Here is an 18,424-nt window from a genome sequence, read left to right as displayed (position 1 = left end):
GGACCGCGCCCGGCCGGGGCAACCGCCGGGGCGGCGGGGCACGATCCCGCCGGGCGCGGGCTGCGCGCGGCAGGTGGCCGCCGCTCCGGCACGATTCCGCCAGGATGGGCCGTGCCGCGGCCTCACGCCGGGCGCAGCCGCCCCGCCAGCCGGGCGCGACGCAGCGCCGGCAGCCACCACATCGTCCAGGCCACGCCGATCACTGGCAGCACCAGCGCGTCCAGCCAAGGTGGCGGCGGAATGCCCGGCGCGTCCGGCCGCAGCAGCCACAGCATGTGCCCGACCTGCGCCGCGAGCACCAGCGCCGAGACCACCGCGACGCGCCAGGGCCGCCATTCCGGCGGGCCGCCGAACACGATGGCCAGCACCAGCGCCGGCACGACGAAGCCGAGCTTGAACCAGCCCCAGCCATCCATGCGGCGCAGATACCAATGCGCCTCCTCCGGCAGGTCGGCGGCGTAGGCGACGACGAACTGCACGAACCACAGCCACAGCGTGGCGACGGCCAGCGTCAGCAGCGTTCGCTCCAGCCCCCGCGCGCGCTCCTCCTCCGGCAGGCCGCGGCGCGCCACCATCAGCAGCAGCGCCAGCGCCATCGCCGCCGCGCCCTGCTGCACGATGAAGGCAACGCCCTGCAGGCTGCCGTACCAGGTGGGGTCGCGCGACATCACCCAGTCCTGCGCCGCCAGCGCGCTGCTCGGCACCAGCAGGATCAGCCCGATGGCGGCCCTCCAGGGGTGGATGCCCGGCCGCGCCATCCACCAGGCGAGCACGGCCCAGAGCGCCAGCGCGAGCAGCGTGCGGAGGCGGAACAGCCCCGGCTGGAACCAAGCCTCCCGCCAGGGCGGCACCGCGAGCCAGCCCGCACCGTCTCCCGCCCAGGGGTAGAGGTGCTCCACGCCGAGCAGCACCGGCAGCGCCAGCAGCGCCGCCACCGGCACCGCGCCGGCCAGCGCCTCGAGCGTCGGCCGCACCGCCGGCAGCCCCTTGCTGTGCAGCAGATGGCCGAGCATCAGCATCCCAAGCGCCCCGGCCGAGATGCCCGCCACCAGCACGAAGCCGAGCAGCCACGCCTCCAGCAGCGCCGGGCTGCCGAGCAGCGCCACCAGCGCGCCGAGGCCGAACGTGGCCAGCGCGGCGGCGAGGCGGCTCACCGCCCGCCCTCCCCTCGCAGCGCCTCGACATGGCGGGCGATGGCCCAGCGCTCGCGCGGCGGGATGCGGTCGTCGAAGGGGTGGCTGCCGGCGAGGTTGCCGGCGATCGCCGCCATGCTGCGCTCCGCCTCCGCCGGCAGCGGCGCCGGGCGCGGGAAGCCGCGCGCCACCACGGGGCCGTCCCCCATCCCCGAGGGGCCGTGGCAGGGGGCGCAGAAGATGGCGTAGCGCTCGGCGCCGAGGCGGAGCAGCGCCGCGTCCACCTCGGGCCCCGGCGGGGCCAGCGCGGCGAGCCGCGCCCCCTCCCCGCGCGCCACCGCCCCGGGCGGCAGGGGCTGCGGCGGTGGTGGCGGCAGCGTCTCCCACCAGTCGCAGGCGGCGAGCAGCAGCAGCAGCGGCAGCACGGCGCGGCGGGCGGTCATGCGCGCGGCACCTCGGCGATGCGCAGCGGCCGATGGTCGCGCAGCAGCGCCGCCGCCGCCTCCGGCCCGAATCCCGGCCGGCCGGTGAACAGGCAGACGAAGAAGCGGTCCTGGCTGGCGCGCTCGAAGCCGGGGGCGGCGAAGACCGGGTGGTGCAGGCGCGGCAGGCGGTTCAGCGCCAGCATCCCGACCAGCGCCGCCACCGCGCCCCACAGGATGCCGACGATCATCGCCGAGGGCAGGAAGAGCGGCCAGGCGAAGAGCGGGCGCCCGCCGACGTTCAGAGGATAGTCGAACACGTTGAGCCAGACCTGCACGCCGAATTGCAGCGCCGCGCCGAACAGCCCGACCCCGACCGCGATCCAGCCCACCGGCGCGCCGTGCGCGCCCAGGATCTTGGCGGCGTCGGGCACCGGATAGGGGCTGTAGGCGTCGAGATCGGGCCAGCCCGCCGCGCGCGCCGCGCGCAGCGCCCCGATCATCGGCTCCGCGCGGTCGAACTCGGCGATGACGCCGCAGATCGGGGGCGCCGCGCTCATGGCGCCTCCCGCTCGCTTTCCTCGTGCCGCGTCTCGAACATGGAGATCACCGGCACGAAGCGGGCGAACAGCAGCAGCGCCAGGACGAACAGGCCGAGGGTGCCGATCAGCAGGATCCATTCCGCCGCGGTCGGCGCGTAAAGCGGGCCGATGCGCGGCAGGTGGTCGCGCACCAGCCCGCCCGCGACCAGGGAGAAGCGGTCGAGCCACACCCCGGCGGCGGCGCCGAGGCCGAGCGGCACCGTCACCAGCGGGATGTGGCGCAGCCTCCGCCACCAGAGAAGCTGCGGCAGCAGCGTGGTGAGCACCGCCGCGCCCCAGTAGAGCGGCGCGTAGTCGCCGAAGGCGCGGGAGAGGAAGGCCTCGCGCGTGCGCGGGTTCTCGAGCAGCGCGGTGACGATCTCGCCGGCGTAGATCAGCGCGCAGGCCAGGGCCGAGGCGGCGAAGAGCCGGCCCAGCAGGTCCATGTCGGCATCGTCTATGTAGCGCTCGAGGCCGAGCGTGGCGCGCAGCAGCACCGCCAGCACCAGCACCACGCCGAGGCCGGAGGGGATGCCGGTGCCGACCACATGCACCGGCAGCCGCGCCTGGTGCCAGTCCGGCACCAGGGTGACGGCGAACTCCAGCGCCACGATGGTCTGCGCCGCCAGCAGCAGCGGCAGCACCAGCGCCGCCACCAGCCGGTAGGCCGCCTGGTGCCGCGCCCAGTGCTGCACCGAGCCGCGCCAGCCCAGCGCGAACAGGCCGTAGACCCGCCGCTGCCACTCCCGCCGCGCCCGGTCGCGCAGCGTGGCGAGGTCGGGGATCAGCCCGACATACCAGAACAGCGAGGTGACGACGACATGGGACATGATGCCCCAGAAGTCCCAGATCAGCGCGCTGCGGAATTGCGGCCAGACCTCGTAGGTGGCGGGATAGGGGAAGACCCACCAGAACAGCCAGGGCCGCCCGAGATGCAGGATCGGGTAGAGCGCCGCGGCGAGCACCGCGGCCAGCGCCGCCGCCTCGGCGAAGCGGTTGACCGCGGTGCGCAGCCCGTGGCGGCGGATCACCAGCACGGCGGCGAACAGGCTCGCCGCGTTGGCGATGCCGATCCACCAGACGTAGTTGATCAGGTCGAAGCCCCAGACGAAGGGCACGTTGGTGCCCCACACCCCGAGGCCGACCACGAGCAGCACCACCACCGCGTAGCACAGCAGCAGCACGCCGAGCGCGGCGGCGGCCAGCGCGGCCAGGAAGCCCCGTCCGAAGCGCGGCGCCAGCGCGACGTCGGCGATGCGCCGGGTGTCGATGCCGCCCTGCGCGCCGCTCATGCCGCGGGCCCCTCCGGCGCCTGGGCGACGCGGGCGAGGTAGGTGGTGCGCGGCCGGACGTCGAGCTCGCCGAGCAGCGCGTAGTTCCGCCCCTCCCGCTTCGCCCGCGCCACCGCGCTCTCCGGGTCGTTGATGTCGCCGAACAGGATGGCCTGGGTCGGGCAGGCCTGGGCGCAGGCGGTCACCACCTCGCCGTCGCGCAGCCGCTCCCGCCCCTCCGCCCGCGCCTGGGCGCGCGCCGCGCCGATGCGCTGGACGCAGTAGGTGCACTTCTCGATCACGCCGCGGATGCGCAGCGGCACCTCCGGGTTCGCCACCCGCACCCCGTCCCCGCCGCGGGCGTAGTCGAACCAGTTGAAGCGGCGCACCTTGTAGGGGCAGTTGTTGGAGCAGGTGCGGGTGCCGATGCAGCGGGGGTAGATCATGGTGTTCAGCCCCTCCGCGTCGTGCACCGTGGCGTTGACCGGGCAGACCACCTCGCAGGGCGCCTTCTCGCAATGCATGCAGGGCACGGGCTGGAAGGCGGTGTCCGGGTTCTCCGGCGCGCCGATGAAGTAGCGCTCCACGCGCAGCCAGTGCATTTCCCGCCCGCGCGCCACCTCCTCGGGGCCGACCACGGGGATGTTGTTCTCCGCCTGGCAGGCGACGACGCAGGCGTTGCAGCCGATGCAGGAATCGAGGTCGATCGCCATGCCCCAGGCATGGCCGGGATAGGGCCAGGGCGGGTAGAAGGAGGGGCCGGGCCTGTGCGGCGGCAATTCCTCGCCCGGGGCGACGGTGCGGATGATCTCCTCGCCGCGGATCTCGTGGTGGTGGTCGGTGGCGATCGGCATGCGCCGCCCGCCAGTGCGCCGCAGCACGAGGCCATGCGCCGTCCAGGGCGCGTCGGCGGGGCGCAGGCGATAGGCGTCGAAGCCACCGCCCCCTTCCAGCCCGGCGGTCGGGCGCCCGTGGCCGAGCGGCAGCGTCACCGTGTCCGGCGCGTGGCCGGGCATGGGCCAGGCCGGCAGGGCGAGGCGGCGGCCGCGCAGCTCCAGCTCCACCTCGTCGCCCGGGGCGAGGCCGAGCGCCTCGGCGGTCGAGGGGGCGAGCAGCGCGGCATTCCCCCAGGCGAGCCTGGTCAGAGGCCTGGGCAGTTCCTGGAGCCAGGCATTCTCCGCCATGGCGCCGTCCCACAGCCCGGGATCGGGGGCGAAGAGCGCAGCCAGCGTTCCGGCCGGCGGCGCGGGGGCAGGGCCGGGGTCCCAGCCCTCGCGCAGCCGCGCCGGGCGGTCGCGCAGGGCGGTGCCCTCCACCACGCCCTCTTCCAGCGCAGCTCGCCACCGCGCCTCGAACTCCGCCTCCTGCCAGGCGGCGCGCCAGGTCTCGCGCACCAGCGCCTCGCCCAGGCCCGTCGCCCCCTCCTGGCGGCGCCCGAGCAGCGCGGCGAGGATCTCCTCGGCGCCGCGTGCCGCCTCTACCAGCGGCACGGTGGCGGGCTGGCGGATCGTCGCCGTGCCGTCGAAGGCGCGGCTGTCGCCCCAGGCCTCGAAGGGATGGCGCAGCGGCAGGTGCCAGCGGCAGGCAAGGCCGGTCTCGTCGAGATAGAGGCCGGCATGCAGCGAGAAGGGCAGGCGGCGGATCAGCCCCGGCAGGCCGAGCTCCGGTGGGGCGGTGTGGACGGGGTTGGCGTCCAGCACCAGGAGATGCGTCACCTCCCCCGCCGCCATCGCCTCGGCCAGGGCGCGGAGCGAGGCGCCGGCCTCCTCCGGCCGCGCATAGGGAGAGTCCGCGTAGCGCAGCGTGGTGCCCGGCGCATCGAGCGCGACGTTCATCGCATGCGCCAGCGCGTGCACCGCCGCCGGCTGGCCGCGCCCGGCGAGCACCACCGCCTCCGGCCCGGCGCGGCGCAGCGCGGCGGCGATGCGCGGGGCGTCCGGATGCGCCGCCGCGGCCGGGGCGGCAAGCGGCACCCCGAGGGCGGCCGCCACGGCGCGGGCGAAGGGCTCGATCTCCTGCGGCCGCAGCACCAGGCGGCGGTCGGCCTTGGCGCCGGTGAGGCTCGGCGTCGCCTCCGCCACCAGCAGGCTCGGCAGATGGCCGGCCCGCCGCCCCGCCTCCCGCGCCGCCGCCCAGTCCCGCGCCAGGCGGAGCTGGGCCGGCCCCTCTTCCAGCACCCCGCCGCCGAGGGAGAGGATGGCGCGCGCGCGGGAGAGGTCCGGCAGCACGGCCACCGGCGCGCCGAAGGCCAGCCGCGCCCCGGCGAGGGCGCCGTCGTCGGCGAGCGGGCCGTACTGGTGCCAGGCCGCGCCGGGGAAGGCGTCCAGCACCTCGCCGATCAGCCGCGCCAGGGTGGGGGAGGCGACGAGGCCGGTGAGGATGCGCAGCCCCGCCCCACCCCTTGCCGCCAGCGCCTCCCGCGCCTCGGCCAGCGCCGCCTCCGCCGCCAGGGGCGGGCGCGGCCGGCCGCCCTCCCGCGCATGGCGGGAGCGATAGGGGTCGTGCAGCGAGAGGATGGCGGCCTGCATGTAGGTGTCGGTGGCGCCGAGGCTCGCCGGATGCGCCGGGTTGCCCTCCACCTTCACCGCGTGCCCCGCCTGGTTGCGCACCAGCACGCCGCGCCCCAGCCCCTCCAGCTCCAGCGCGGTGGCGAACCAGGACACTTCCCGCGCCACGCCGCGCGGGCGCGAGTAGAGCGGCTGGCCGAAATTGTCCGGCGCGTCGCACCCCGCCGCCGCGGCCAGCGCGAGGGAGGCGGCGGCGCCGCGCAGCACGGCGCGGCGGTCCGGGGCGGGGATGGCGCTCGGCTGCGGCGGCTCGGGCAGGGCGTGCAGCGCGCGCCAGGGGCGGGGCGGGTCCTCGCGCATGTCAGCGGTGGCAGGTGTAGCAGTCGGTGATGCTGCCGGCGGTGAGGCCGACATGCTCGGCAAGGCCGCCGGGCGCGGCGCCCGCCCAGCCGCGGTCGAACACCGCCTCGCGCGGGCGCAGCGCGGGTTCGGGGTTGCGGTGGCAGTCGAGGCACCAGCCCATGGACATCGGCTCCACCTTCACCGTCTGCGGCATCGCCCAGACCGCGCCGTGGCAGGTCTCGCAGCCGACGCCGTTCTGCACGTGCACCGCGTGATGGAAGCGCGCATGGTCCGGCAGGCGGTGCAGCGAGCGCCAGGCGATCGGGATGTCGAGCTCGATCGCACTGCGCAGCGGCGCCAGCACCGCGGCGCCGGCCCAGACCTGCTCGTGGCAGCCGAGGCAGAGCTCGGCCGTCGGCATCCCCGCGCCGGCGGCGCGCTCCACCGTGGAGTGGCAGTAGCGGCAATCCATGCCGAGGCCGCCGGCGTGCAGCGCGTGGCTGAAGGGGATCGGCTGCGCGAGCGGCTGGCGCACCCCCCAGGCACGGTCCGAGCGCGCGAGGCTCCACGCCAGCACCAGGGCGGCGACCAGCGCCAGCAGGCCGAGCGCCACGGCAAGCCTCAGGGTGCTGTCGGCCTGGGGGGAGAAGATCTGCGGCATGGGCGTCCCGGCAGGCGAGGCGAGGTCCGGCCGATGCAAGCCGGAACGGGCAGCCATGTGAAGCCGCGGATGCGGCAAAGGTTCCCGCCGCGCGGGCGGCTCCCGTGCCGGACGCTTCAGGCGCCGCCGCGCTCCCCCCGCCCGGGGCGGCGCCGGCCGCCATCGCGCCAGGCCAGCAGGGCCGGCGTGAGGAGCAGCGTGATCGGGGTCGCCACCGCCAGGCCGCCGGCGATCGCCGTCGCAAGCTGGACCCAGTACTGCGTCGAGGGCGCGCCGACATGGATGTCCCGGCCGACGAAGTCCACCGTGAGCCCGAGCACCATCGGCATCAGGCCGACGATGGTGGTCACCGCCGTCAGCAGGACGGGCCGGAAGCGCTGGGTGCCCGCCAGCACCGCGGCCTCACGGGGCGGCAGGCCGCGCCCCCGGTACTCGTTGTAGGCGTCGATCAGCACAATGTTGTTGTTCACCACGATGCCGGCGAGCGCCACCGCGCCGATGCCGCTCATGACGACGCCGAAGGGCTCCTGGCGGATCATCAGGCCGAGCAGGATGCCCGCCGTCGAGAAGACGATCGCGCTCAGCACCAGCAGCGCCTGGAAGAGGCTGTTGAACTGCGTCACCAGGATGAGGAACATCAGGGCGACCGCGGTGGCGAAGGCCGCCACCAGGAAGCTGCCGGCCTCCGCCTGGTCCTCGGCCTGGCCCCGGAACACCACCTCCACCCCGGGATCCAGGCCGGCCTCCGCGATGGCGGAGCGCAGGGCCTCGATCTGCGCGCTCACCAGATGCCCGGGCGCCGCGTCGGCCGAGATGGTGTGCACCCTCCGCCCGTTGACGCGGCGTATGACGCCGGTGCCGGGCGCCGGCTCGAAGGAGACGAAATTGGCAATCGGCACCAGCCCGCGCGCCGTGGAGACGCGAAGGTTGCCGAGCTGGCCGAGGGTGCGCGCCGCGGGCGGGAAGCGCAGCCGGATCTCCACCTCCTCGTCGGTGAAGTCGGGCCGGTAGCGGCCGAGCAGCACGCCCTCGGTCAGGAGCAGCACGGCGGAGCCGAGGGTGGCGATGTCCGCCCCGTACCGCGCCGCCTCCTCGCGGTCTATGCCGAGGCGCAGCTCGATCCCCGGCAGGGGGCGGTCGTCGGAGACGTCGGCGAAGCCGCCGATCCCGTCCATCAGGGCGCGGATCCGCTCGACCGCCGGCGCGATGCGCGCCGTCTCGCGCGAGGCCACCTCGATCTCGATCGGCCGCCCGGCCGAGGGGCCGCGCTCCTGCTCGCGGAACTGGACGAGCAGGCCGGGGAGATCCGCGACCCGCTCGCGCAGCCGCTCCACCAGGCGCGAGGCGGGCTCGCGCAGGCGCCAGTCCACGAGATCGAGGCGGATGGTGCCGATGGCGTCCTCGGGCAGGTTGGCCTGCAGCCGCGCCTGGACGGAGCCGATGGTGCGCGCATAGGCCGAGGCCACCTCCGGCACGCCGAGCAGCCTCTCCTCCACCAGCCGCATCAGCGCGTCCGCCTCCCGCACCGAGAGGTTGCCGCGGGTCTGCACCTGGACCTGCAGGAAGTCCGGCTCCACCGCCGGGAAGAAGTCCACGCCGCGCCCGAGCGCGGCATAGGCCGCGACGCCCCCGAGCAGCAGCCCCGCCGCGCCGGCGAGGGTCCATCCCGGCCGCGCGACGAGGCGGCGCAGGACCCGGCGGTAGCGCCGCGCGAGGCGGCCCGGCGGCTCCTCCGCCGCCTCTCCCGCCGCCGCGGCGGGGCCCTGCCGCCCGCCGGCCAGGGCGGCGCCCAGCACGGGCACGAAGACGAGCGCCATCAGCAGCGATGCGGTGAGGGTGACCAGCACCGTCACCGGCAGATAGAGCATGAACTGCCCCGCCGTGCCCGGCCAGAACAGCAGCGGGACGAACACCGCGAGCGTGGTGGCGGTCGAGGCGGTGACAGGCCAGGCCATGCGCGTCGCGGCACGCAGGAAGGCCTCCCGCCGCCCCATGCCGGCGCCGATGTGGCGGAAGGCCTGCTCCACCACCACGATCGCCCCGTCCACCAGCATGCCGATCACCAGGATCAGGGCGAACAGGACCACGATGTTCAGCGTCAGGCCGGCCGCGTGGATGGTCAGGATCCCGGCCAGGAAGGCGCCCGGAATCGCCACCGCGACCAGGAACGACGCGCGCACCCCGAGCGCCAGCACCACCGTCAGCATCACCAGCACGACCGCGGCGATGACGTTGTTCTCGAGGTCGCCGAGCAGCGAGGCGATGTCCTGTGCCTGGTCCTGCAGGAAGCGGACCGAGATCTCCGGCGGCCAGCCGGCCCGCTCCTCCTCCACCGCCGCGCGGACGGCGGCGACGGTGGCGATGACATTGGCGCCGCTCGCACGCCGCACCTCGAGCGCCAGGGCCGGCTCGCCGTCCACGCGGGCAAAGCCCTGGGGATCGCGGAAGGCCTGGCGGACGGTGGCGACATCGCCGAGGCGCACGACCGTGCCGTTCGTCACCCGCACGGGCATGTTCAGCACGTCCTCCGGCCCCTCGATCACGCCGGGGATGGAGACGGGTATGCGCCCGGCGCCGGTGTCGAAGGCGCCGGCGGCGATCAGGCGGTTGTTGCGCTCCACCGCCTGCATCACCTCCTCGTAGGAGATGCGGTAGGATTCGACCGCGACGGGATCCACCAGGATCTCCATCAGGTCCTCGCGCTCCCCCGCGATGTCCACCTCGAGCACGCCGGGCAGCGCCTCCAGCCGGTCGCGCAGGGCGCGGGCGGTGCCCAGCAGGGCCCGCTCGGAGACGGGGCCGGAGAGGGTGACGGTGACGATCGGGAACAGCGCCAGATCCACCTCGGTCACCAGCGGCGGGTCGGCGCCCGGCGGCAGCTCGGCCCGGCCGATGTCCACCCGGTCGCGCACGTCGGTCAGGGCGCGCTGGTGGTCGGCGCCGGGGGCGAATTCCAGGGTCAGGGTGGCGAAGCCCTCGCCCGCCCGCGCCGTCATCAGGCGCAGCCCCTGCATGCCCTGGAGCTGGCGCTCCAGGGGCCGCACCAGCAGCCGGGCGCTGTCCTCGGCGGAGATGCCGGGATAGAGCACGCTGACATTGAAGATCGGGATGTCGATCTCCGGCGCCGCCTCCTTCGGAATGCGGATGTAGGAGAGGGCGCCGGCGGTGAGGATCAGGACCAGCAGGAGGAGCACGGTGCGCGGCCGGGAGAAGGCGGCCCCGATCAGCGTCCTCACCGCGAAGGCTCCCCGGCGGGGACGAAGTAGCCGGGCGGGGTCTCGCGCACCTCCACGCGCTGCCCGGGCGTGACGAAGCCCTGGCGCGCCGTGATCACCCGCATCCGCTCCGGCATCCCGGCCACCCAGATCGCGTCCGCCTCGGCGCGGACGAGCTGCAGCGGGTGGAAGACCACGATGCCCTCCTCGTCCACGGCATGGACGCCCGGCACGCCCCGCGCGTCGAGGCTGACCAGGGCGGGGGAGAGGCGGTGCGCCGGCACCGTCTCGGTCGGGATCACCACCTCGGCGCTGACGCCCGAGGGCAGCGTCCGGTCCGGGTTCGGCACCTCCACCTCGACGCGGAAGGTGCGCGTGGCGGCGTCGGCGAGCGGCGCGACGAAGCGGACCGTGCCGGGGACGGGCTCGCGGCCGATCAGGCTCACCCGGGCGGGGCCGCCCGCCCGGACGCGGCCGATGGCGTGCTGGGGCACCTGCACCACCGCGCGGAGCGGGTGGTTGTCCACGATCTCCGCCACCTCGCCGCCGACGCCGACATAGTCCCCCGCCTCGGCGAGCAGGCGGTTGACCACGCCGAGGATCGGCGCGCGCACGGTCGTGTTGTCGATCTCGTGGCGGATGGAGGCGAGCTGGGAGCGCGCGGCCTCGAACTCGGCCAGCGTGGCCTCCTCCCGGGCGCGGGTTCCGACCCCCTGCTCGGCGAGCTGGCGCGCCGCGCGCCAGTCCCGCTCGGCGGTCGCGACCCGCGCCTCGGCCTGGCGCAGCCGCGCCTCGCGGTCGCCGAGGGCGATCTGCGCCAGCACCTCGCCCGGCGCCACCTCCGCCCCGAGCCGGGTGGCCACCGCCTCGATCTGGCCGGCGGTCTGCGCGCGGACCACCACCACCTGGTTCGGCACCACATCCCCGTAGAGGGTGAGGATCCGCTCGACCGGCACCGCCTCGCTCCAGCTCGCGGCGACCGTCATCGGCCGGCGCTCGTGCGGGACCGGCGGTGCGGGCGGCGGGCGCGAGAGGACCCCGCTGCCGATCCAGAGCGTGGCCGCCAGGAGAATGCCCAGAAAGACCAGAAGCCTGGTGTTGATCCGCCCCATCCCGCCCTGCCGATCCTCAACGGGCGACGACGCCGCGGAAGGGGCCGCCGCCCGCCGCCGGTGCGCATGCGGCGCCGGGCGGCCGCGTCACTCCTACCATACCGTCCGGACGGTGCAATTCGCCGCGCAGCTCCGCGCGCCCCCCCTCGACGCAACGGGGCGGGGGCCGCTCCCGGCCGCCCCCGCCCCGCCGATGCGCTCGGCTCAGTCCTCGAGGATGAAGGTAACCTCCATGGTCACGCGGTATTCGGCGATCTTGCCGTTCTGCACGCTCGCCTTCTGCTCGATGACGTGCAGGCCGGTGATGCCGCGCAGCGTCCGGCTCGCGCGCTCAAGCCCCTCGCGGACCGCGGCATCGAAGCCCTGCGTGGACGCCGCGGTGATTTTCGACACGCTGGCAACGGCCATGGGTTCCTCCCATTGCTGCCGGCCCGGCCCGATCCCGGGCGGCAGGGGCACGATAGCCCTCTCCGATCACGCGCCGTGAGCGCGTGATCAGGATCTCACGGAACCGTATGGCGGCGGCGGGGCCGCCCCCGCGGGTCAGTCGATCCGCAGGTTCAGACGCTCCGCCATTTCCTTCTCGTAGGCGGCGCGGCGGCGGATGTAGTCCTGATAGTCCTCGGTGTTGTAATATTCCAGCGGCATGTCGAATTGCGCCCGCACCGCGGCATTGGCCGGGTCGAACAGCGCGTCGCGCAGCGCGTCGTGCAGGATCCGCACCACGCCGGGGTCCATCCCGCGCGGCCCCGACAGGCCGTAGGGAGAGGTCACCACCATGTCGATGCCGAGCTCGCGCAGCGTCGGCGCCTCGGCGAAGCGCGGGGAGCGCTCGGCGGACCAGACGCAGAGCACGCGCAGCCGCCCGCCATCCACCAGCGGCGCCCAGGCGGAGCTGTCGGCGGTGCTCATCACCTCGCCCTGCGCGACGGCGAGCGCCGCCTCGTTGGAGGAGCGGTAGGGCACGTGGGTCAGTTCCACCCCCTTCTGCCGCGCCAGATCCTCCATGGTGATGTGCGGCGTCGTCGCGATGCCGCTGGTGGTGTAGGTGAGGCGCCCGGGGTTCTTCCGCGCGTAGTCCCAATAGTCGTCCATGGTGCGGATCGGGCTGTCGGCCTTCACCACGATGCCGAACAGCCAGCCGGCGAGACCGATGATGTGGGTGAAGTCGTTCACCGGATCCCAGGGCGGGTTCCGCACGATGAAGGGCCGGCGCACGATGGAGAGGTGCATCTGGCTGATCGTGTAGCCGTCCGGCCGCGCCTGGTGGACGAGGTGCATCGCCCCCATGGTGCCGGAGGCGCCGGAGCGGTTCTCGACGATGATGTTCTGGCCGAGGCTGCGCCCGGCGATCTCCGCCAGGGAGCGGATCTGGGCGTCGGCGGAGCCGCCGGGGGGCCAGGGCACGATGATGCGGATCGGCCGCTCCGGGAAGCGGCCCTGGGCGCGGCCGATGGCCGGGGCGGCGAGGGCACCGGCGGCGAGGCCGAGGGCGGTGCGGCGGGCGATGCGGGTCATTGCTCTGGCTTTCTCTCCCAAGGTCGGGCCGGTTCGCGGACCGGCCGGCGCGGCGCCCCGCCCGGGGCGTGGCGCGGCCTCTCCGAGGTGTCGCGGCCCGGGGCCGGCGTGTCAAACCGCCCGCCGCCCGCCCCTACCGGCCGTCCGGGGCCGGCAGCAGCCGCCCGCCGGGCAGCGGCCGCGGCGCCCCGGTGGTGCCCGGGAAGGTCAGCGGCAGGCCCCGCGCCACCCGGGCGGCGAGCAGGCCGAAGGCCTGCGCCTCCAGCGCGTCGCCGTCCCATCCCACCGCCTCCACCGGCCGCACCGGCCCCTCCAGGGCGCCGGCGAGGGCGCGCATCATCGCCGGGTTGCGCCGCCCGCCCCCGGTGACGAGCCATTCCCGCGGCGGCCGCGGCAGGTGGCGCGCGGCGGCGGCGACGCAGCCGGCGGCGAAGGCCACGAGGGTGGCGGCGCCGTCCGCGGCCGGCAGCGCCTCCAGCCCCGCCGCCGCGAGCGCGCGGCCGAACTCCAGCCGGTCCAGCGACTTGGGCGGGGGGGCGGAGAGGTAGGGGTGGGCGAGCAGCCGTGCCAGCACGGCCGCCTCCGCCCGCCCCGCCAGGGCCAGCGCGCCGTCCTCGTCGCAGGCGGCGCCGGTGTGGCGGCGGGCCCAGTCGTCGAGCGGGCCGTTGGCCGGGCCGGTGTCGAAGGCGAGCAGCTCCCCATCCTCCCCGATCCAGGTGACGTTGCCGACCCCGCCCAGATTCAGCACGGCGAGCGGCTTCGGCAGGTCCCGCGCCAGGGCGGCGTGCAGCGCCGGCGCGAGGGGTGCCCCCTGCCCGCCCGCCGCCACGTCGGCACCGCGGAAATCGTGCGCGACCGCGAGGCCGGTGAGGCGGGCGAGCAGCGCCGCGTCGCCCACCTGCCAGGTCCGGCCCTCCCGCGGGCGGTGCAGGATGGTCTGGCCATGGAAGCCGAGCAGGTCGGGCCGCTCTCCCGCCACCCGGCACAGCCGCTCCACCGCCTCGGCATGGCGCTCGGTCAGGCGGCGCACGCAGTCGGCGAGGAAGGGGTCGTCCAGGGCGAGACCGGGCGCGAGATCGAGGAGCCGCCGCAGGTCGCGGCGCAGCCCGGGCTCGTAGGGCAGGGTCAGGGCCGGGCCGGCGCGGGCGATCGCCTCCCCGTCCGTCTCCACCCAGGCGGCGTCCACGCCGTCGAGGGAGGTGCCGCTCATCAGCCCGATGGTTCTAAGCATCCCGCCCCTGTGCTAGGGGTCCGCCCCCCGGTCCGGCAAGAGCCCAGAGACGCGCGATGAGCGGCCCCAAGAGCGACTTCCTCCACGCGGCGCAGGAGCGCGGCTACATCCACCAGGTCACCGACGCCGAGGCGCTGGACGCCCGGCTGCGGCAGGGGCGCGTCACCGCCTATGTCGGCTTCGACTGCACGGCGGACAGCCTGCATGTCGGCCACCTGCTGTCGATCATGCTGCTGCGCCTGTTCCAGCGGACCGGGCACCGCCCGGTGGCGCTGATCGGCGGCGGCACGACCAAGGTGGGCGACCCCTCGGGGCGGGACGAGGCGCGCCAGCTCCTGAGCGACGAGGCGATCGAGGCGAACAAGCGCGGCATCCGCCGCACCTTCGACGCCTTCCTCGACTTCGGCCCCGGCCGGGCGCTGATGCTCGACAACGCCGAGTGGCTGGACGGGCTGCGCTACATCCCCTTCCTGCGCGACATCGGGCGGCACTTCTCGGTCAACCGCATGCTGACCATGGACAGCGTGCGCCTCCGGCTGGAGCGAGACCAGCCGCTCTCCTTCCTCGAGTTCAACTACATGCTGCTCCAGTCCTACGACTTCCTGGAGCTGTACCGCCGCCACGGGGTGATCCTGCAGATGGGCGGCTCCGACCAGTGGGGCAACATCGTCATGGGCGCCGACCTGGTGCGCCGCATGGAGGGGGCGGAGGCCTTCGGCCTGACCACGCCGCTGCTCACCACCGCCTCCGGCGCCAAGATGGGCAAGACCGCGGCGGGCGCGGTGTGGCTGAACCCGGACCGGCTCTCCCCCTGGGACTACTGGCAGTTCTGGCGCAACGCCGACGACGCCGATGTCGGCCGCTTCCTCGCCCTCTTCACCGAGCTGCCGATGGACGAGGTGCGCCGCCTCGCCGCGCTGCGCGGCGCCGAGATCAACGAGGCGAAGAAGGTGCTGGCCACCGAGGCGACGGCGCTGCGCCACGGGCGCGAGGCGGCCGAGGCGGCCGCCGAGACCGCGCGCCGCACCTTCGAGGAGGGCGGGGCGGCGGAGACCCTGCCCACCATCACCGCCGCCCTGCCCGCGGCGGTGGTGGACCTGCTGGCGGCGGCGCGGCTGGTGGCCAGCAAGGGCGAGGCGCGGCGCCTGGTGGCGCAGAGCGGCGTGCGCCTGAACGACGCGCCGGTGACCGACCCGCTGCGGCAGGTGACGGCGGCGGACCTGCGCGACGGCGCGGCCAAGCTCTCGCTCGGGCGCAAGCGGCACGTGCTGGTGCGCGCCGGATAGGGCGCCCCGCTACACGCCGCCCGTGTCCATCGCCAGCAGCGAGGCGTTGCCGCCCGCGGCCGCGGTGTTGACGCTGACCGAAAGCTCGGTGGCGAAGCGGATCAGCGTCACCGGCCCGCCGGCCTTCGGCCCGGTGCCGGACAGGCCGTGGCCGCCGAAGGGCTGCACCCCCACCACGGCGCCGATCTGGTTGCGGTTGACATAGGCGTTGCCGACGCGCAGCCGCTCCACGACGTGGCGCTGCACCGCCTCGATGCGGCTGTGCACGCCGAGCGTCAGGGCGAAGCCGTGGGCGGCGATGTCGTCGAGCAGCGCGTCGAGCCCGCCGCCCGGCCAGCGCACCACGTGCAGCACCGGCCCGAACACCTCCCGCGTCAGCGCCCGCGCGGAGGGCAGCGCATAGGCGCGCGGGGCGAAGAAGCAGCCGCGCTCGAGGCCGGGCGGCAGCGGCACCTGGAACAGCGGCGCCGTGCCGAGGCCGCGGCACCACGCCTCCAGCCCCTCCCGCGCCGCCTCCTCGATCACCGGGCCGATGTCGGTCGCGGGGTCGAGCGGGTCGCCGAGGCGGAGCTCCGCCGCCGCGCCGGCCAGCATCTCCAGCACGCGGTCCGCGATCTCCTCCTGCAGGCAGAGCAGGCGCAGCGCCGAGCAGCGCTGCCCGGCCGAGCCGAAGGCGGAGGTCAGCGCGTCCTGCACCACCTGCTCGGGCAGCGCGCTGCTGTCCACCACCATGGCGTTGATGCCGCCGGTCTCGGCGATCAGCGGCACCAGCGGGCCGGGGCGCGCGGCGAGGCTGCGCGCGATCGCCTGCGCCGTCTCCGTCCCGCCGGTGAAGGCGACGCCGGCGACGCGCGGATCGGCAACGAGCCGCGCCCCGACCGAAGGGCCGTCCCCGGGCAGCAGGTGCAGCACCTCGCGCGGCACCCCGGCCTCGTGCAGCAGCCGCGCCGCGAGGGCGGCGACGAGCGGCGTCTGCTCCGCCGGCTTGGCGGCCACCGCGTTGCCTGCGGCGAGCGCGGCGGCGACCTGGCCGACGAAGATCGCCAGGGGAAAGTTCCACGGGCTGATGCAGGCGAAGACGCCGCGCCCGCCGAGCGCCCAGGTGTTGCGCTCCCCCGTCGGGCCCGGCAGCTCGCGCGGGGCGCCGAACCACTCCCGCGCGCGGGCGGCGTACCAGCGGCAGAAATCCGCCGCCTCGCGCACCTCGGCCACGCCGTCGGCCAGGGTCTTGCCGGCCTCGCGCGCCAGCAGGGCGAGGAAGTCGTCGCGGTGCGACTCGATCAGCCCGGCCGCGCGCTCCAGCACCTCGGCCCGCGCCGCGCCGCCGCGTGCGTCCCAGCCGCGCCAGGCGGCGGAGGCGGCGTCGAGCGCGGCCACGACATCGGCGTCGCCCGCCTCCCACACCGTGCCGACCAGCAGCGCCCGGTCCGCCGGGCTGCGCACCTCGCGCAGCGCACCCCCGCGCAGCGCGGGATCGCCCGAGGCCTGCCCCGCCGCCGCGCGCACCGCGCGCAGCGTCGCCTCCCGCACCACCGGATCGGCGAGGTCGAGGCCCGCCGAATTGCGCCGGTCGGGGAACAGGTCGCGCGGCAGCGGGATGCGCGGGTGGCGCGGCGGGCCGTGCCGCGCGGCCTCCACCGGGTCGGCGACGATCGCCTCCTCCGACACGGCGGGATCGAGCAGGCGGTGGACGAAGGAGGTGTTGGCGCCGTTCTCCAGCAGGCGGCGCACCAGGTAGGCCAGCAGGTCCTCGTGCGAGCCGACCGGGGCATAGACCCGGACTGGCGCCTCCCGCCCCACCACCTGCTCGTAGAGCGCCTCGCCCATGCCGTGCAGACGCTGCGCCTCGAACCCCTCCCCGCCGGCGAGTTCCAGCACGTAGGCGAGGCTGTGCGCGTTGTGGGTGGCGAAGGCGGGGCGCAGCAGGCCGCGCAGCGCCAGCATCCGCCGCGCGCAGGCGAGCCAGGAGACGTCGGTCGCCGCCTTGCGCGTGAAGACGGGGTAGTCCGGCAGGCCCTGCAGCTGGGCCTGCTTGATCTCGGCGTCCCAGTAGGCGCCCTTCACCAGCCGCGCCGGGATGGCGTGGCCGGTGCGGCGGGCGAGGTCCGCCACCCACTCCACCACCGCCGGCGCCCGCTTCTGGTAGGCCTGGATGGCGAGGCCGAGCCCCTCCCAGCCGGCGAGTGCGGGGTCGGCGCGGAGCGCGGCGAAGATGTCGAGCGTGATCTCCAGCCGCTCCGCCTCCTCGGCGTCCACGGTCAGGCCGATGTCCTGCTCCTTCGCCGCGCGCGCCAGCGCACCGAGCGCGGCGATCAGCGCCGGCACGCAGCGCTCCGCCTGCAGCGCCTCGAAGCGCGGGTGCAGGGCGGAGAGCTTCACCGAGACGCCCGGCCCCTCCACCGGCCCGCGCCCGGCCGCGGCGCGGCCCACGGCACCGATGGCGTGGCGGTAGGCGGCGAGGTAGCGGGCGGCGTCGGCGGCGGTGCGCGCCGCCTCGCCCAGCATGTCGAAGGAGTGGCGCCAGCGCCGCCCCTCGTTGGTCGCGGCGCGCTCCAGCGCCTCCTCGATGGTGCGGCCCATGACGAACTGCCGCGCCAGCACGCGCATGCCGCGGCGCAGCGCGGCGCGGATCACCGGCTCGCCGAGGCGGCGGATGGTGCGGGCGATGGCCGCGGGCACGCCGCGCCGCTCCTCGAGGTTCAGCACCCGCCCGCTCAGCATGAAGGCGAAGGCGGAAGCGTTGACCGCCAGGCTGTCGGCATGGCCGAGATGCGCCCGCCAGTCGGCCTCGCCGAGCGTCGCGTCGATCAGCGCGTCCTGGGTGGCGGAGTCGGGAATGCGCAGCAGCGCCTCGGCCAGGCAGAGCAGCGCCACGCCCTCCCTGGTATCGAGGCCGAACTCGGCGAGGAAGGCGGAGACGTCGGCGCCCGGCCGCCCCGCCGCGCGGGCATGGCGGACCAGCGCCAGCGCCCGCTTATGCACCCGCTGCCCGGCCTCGGGCGGCAGGGCGGCGGCGGCGAGCAGCGGCGCCAGCGCCTCGGCCTCATCCAGCCGGTGCAGGCGGCGCAGCGCGGCGCGGTCGTCCTCCGAAGCGGCGAGGGTCTCGGGCAAGGCATCCTCCGGCGCCGGTGCCTCCCCCAGATGG

At 75.6% G+C, this 18,424-nt stretch carries 13 protein-coding genes; 1 reads left to right on the top strand and 12 read right to left on the bottom strand.

Annotation, left to right across the window (positions count from 1 at the left end; all coding sequences use genetic code 11):
- Positions 1-122 precede the first annotated feature (122 nt).
- The 11 genes from ET526_RS03805 to ET526_RS03755 all read right to left on the bottom strand — a co-directional run bounded on the left by ET526_RS03805 (position 123) and on the right by ET526_RS03755 (position 13,993).
- Positions 123-1,154, bottom strand: coding sequence for a hypothetical protein (locus ET526_RS03805; RefSeq protein ID WP_135466323.1), 1,032 nt, complete (start codon positions 1,152-1,154; stop codon positions 123-125).
- Positions 1,151-1,576, bottom strand: a complete 426-nt coding sequence (locus tag ET526_RS03800; protein WP_135466322.1) for a c-type cytochrome — start codon at positions 1,574-1,576, stop codon at positions 1,151-1,153. Before ET526_RS03800 ends, ET526_RS03805 begins: the two co-directional genes overlap by 4 nt.
- On the bottom strand, positions 1,573-2,115 hold the full coding sequence (locus tag ET526_RS03795; protein ID WP_158295483.1) for a DUF3341 domain-containing protein: 543 nt from the start codon (positions 2,113-2,115) through the stop codon (positions 1,573-1,575). Before ET526_RS03795 ends, ET526_RS03800 begins: the two co-directional genes overlap by 4 nt.
- The gene (gene nrfD / locus ET526_RS03790; protein WP_135466320.1) at positions 2,112-3,428 is read right to left on the bottom strand and encodes an NrfD/PsrC family molybdoenzyme membrane anchor subunit; all 1,317 of its coding nucleotides are present in this window, start codon (positions 3,426-3,428) and stop codon (positions 2,112-2,114) included. Before nrfD ends, ET526_RS03795 begins: the two co-directional genes overlap by 4 nt.
- A complete protein-coding gene (locus ET526_RS03785) occupies positions 3,425-6,274 on the bottom strand; it encodes a 4Fe-4S dicluster domain-containing protein (RefSeq protein WP_135466319.1) in 2,850 nt (949 codons plus the stop codon). Before ET526_RS03785 ends, nrfD begins: the two co-directional genes overlap by 4 nt.
- A gap of 1 nt (position 6,275) precedes the next feature.
- Positions 6,276-6,917 (bottom strand): cytochrome c3 family protein, encoded by a 642-nt coding sequence (locus ET526_RS03780; RefSeq protein WP_158295482.1) that lies wholly within the window; start codon positions 6,915-6,917, stop codon positions 6,276-6,278.
- Between the two features lie 116 nt (positions 6,918-7,033).
- The gene (locus ET526_RS03775; RefSeq protein ID WP_135466317.1) at positions 7,034-10,153 is read right to left on the bottom strand and encodes an efflux RND transporter permease subunit; all 3,120 of its coding nucleotides are present in this window, start codon (positions 10,151-10,153) and stop codon (positions 7,034-7,036) included.
- The gene (locus ET526_RS03770; protein ID WP_135466316.1) at positions 10,150-11,244 is read right to left on the bottom strand and encodes an efflux RND transporter periplasmic adaptor subunit; all 1,095 of its coding nucleotides are present in this window, start codon (positions 11,242-11,244) and stop codon (positions 10,150-10,152) included. Before ET526_RS03770 ends, ET526_RS03775 begins: the two co-directional genes overlap by 4 nt.
- A 204-nt stretch (positions 11,245-11,448) precedes the next feature.
- Positions 11,449-11,703, bottom strand: coding sequence for a dodecin family protein (locus ET526_RS03765; RefSeq protein WP_204623467.1), 255 nt, complete (start codon positions 11,701-11,703; stop codon positions 11,449-11,451).
- Between the two features lie 84 nt (positions 11,704-11,787).
- Positions 11,788-12,762 carry a tripartite tricarboxylate transporter substrate binding protein gene (locus ET526_RS03760; protein ID WP_135466315.1) on the bottom strand — a complete coding sequence of 325 codons (975 nt, stop codon included), beginning with the start codon at positions 12,760-12,762 and terminating at the stop codon, positions 11,788-11,790.
- Between the two features lie 133 nt (positions 12,763-12,895).
- Entirely contained in the window at positions 12,896-13,993 is a 1,098-nt protein-coding gene (locus tag ET526_RS03755; RefSeq protein ID WP_135466314.1) for an anhydro-N-acetylmuramic acid kinase, read from the bottom strand.
- A 56-nt stretch (positions 13,994-14,049) separates the two neighbouring features.
- On the opposite strand from ET526_RS03755, the gene tyrS reads away from it, so the two are divergent.
- Positions 14,050-15,279, top strand: coding sequence for a tyrosine--tRNA ligase (gene tyrS / locus ET526_RS03750; protein WP_135466313.1), 1,230 nt, complete (start codon positions 14,050-14,052; stop codon positions 15,277-15,279).
- Positions 15,280-15,288: 9 nt separating this feature from the next.
- Here the strand turns inward: tyrS and putA are convergent, their stop codons facing one another.
- On the bottom strand, positions 15,289-18,390 hold the full coding sequence (gene putA / locus ET526_RS03745; protein ID WP_135466312.1) for a bifunctional proline dehydrogenase/L-glutamate gamma-semialdehyde dehydrogenase PutA: 3,102 nt from the start codon (positions 18,388-18,390) through the stop codon (positions 15,289-15,291).
- Positions 18,391-18,424: the final 34 nt, after the last annotated feature.

This window comes from Crenalkalicoccus roseus, from assembly GCF_004761865.1.
GTDB classification, from domain to species: domain Bacteria; phylum Pseudomonadota; class Alphaproteobacteria; order Acetobacterales; family Acetobacteraceae; genus Crenalkalicoccus; species Crenalkalicoccus roseus.
Note: the sequence above shows the minus strand (reverse complement) of the source record. Positions and strands in the feature narration are given on the sequence as shown.

Coding starts and splice junctions, on each gene's coding strand:
- ET526_RS03785 (WP_135466319.1), bottom strand. CDS start 6,274: ATGCGCGAGGACCCGCCCCGCCCCTGGCGCGCGCTGCACGCCCTGCCC.
- nrfD (WP_135466320.1), bottom strand. CDS start 3,428: ATGAGCGGCGCGCAGGGCGGCATCGACACCCGGCGCATCGCCGACGTC.
- ET526_RS03800 (WP_135466322.1), bottom strand. CDS start 1,576: ATGACCGCCCGCCGCGCCGTGCTGCCGCTGCTGCTGCTGCTCGCCGCC.
- ET526_RS03760 (WP_135466315.1), bottom strand. CDS start 12,762: ATGACCCGCATCGCCCGCCGCACCGCCCTCGGCCTCGCCGCCGGTGCC.
- ET526_RS03770 (WP_135466316.1), bottom strand. CDS start 11,244: ATGGGGCGGATCAACACCAGGCTTCTGGTCTTTCTGGGCATTCTCCTG.
- ET526_RS03780 (WP_158295482.1), bottom strand. CDS start 6,917: ATGCCGCAGATCTTCTCCCCCCAGGCCGACAGCACCCTGAGGCTTGCC.
- tyrS (WP_135466313.1), top strand. CDS start 14,050: ATGAGCGGCCCCAAGAGCGACTTCCTCCACGCGGCGCAGGAGCGCGGC.
- ET526_RS03755 (WP_135466314.1), bottom strand. CDS start 13,993: ATGCTTAGAACCATCGGGCTGATGAGCGGCACCTCCCTCGACGGCGTG.
- ET526_RS03795 (WP_158295483.1), bottom strand. CDS start 2,115: ATGAGCGCGGCGCCCCCGATCTGCGGCGTCATCGCCGAGTTCGACCGC.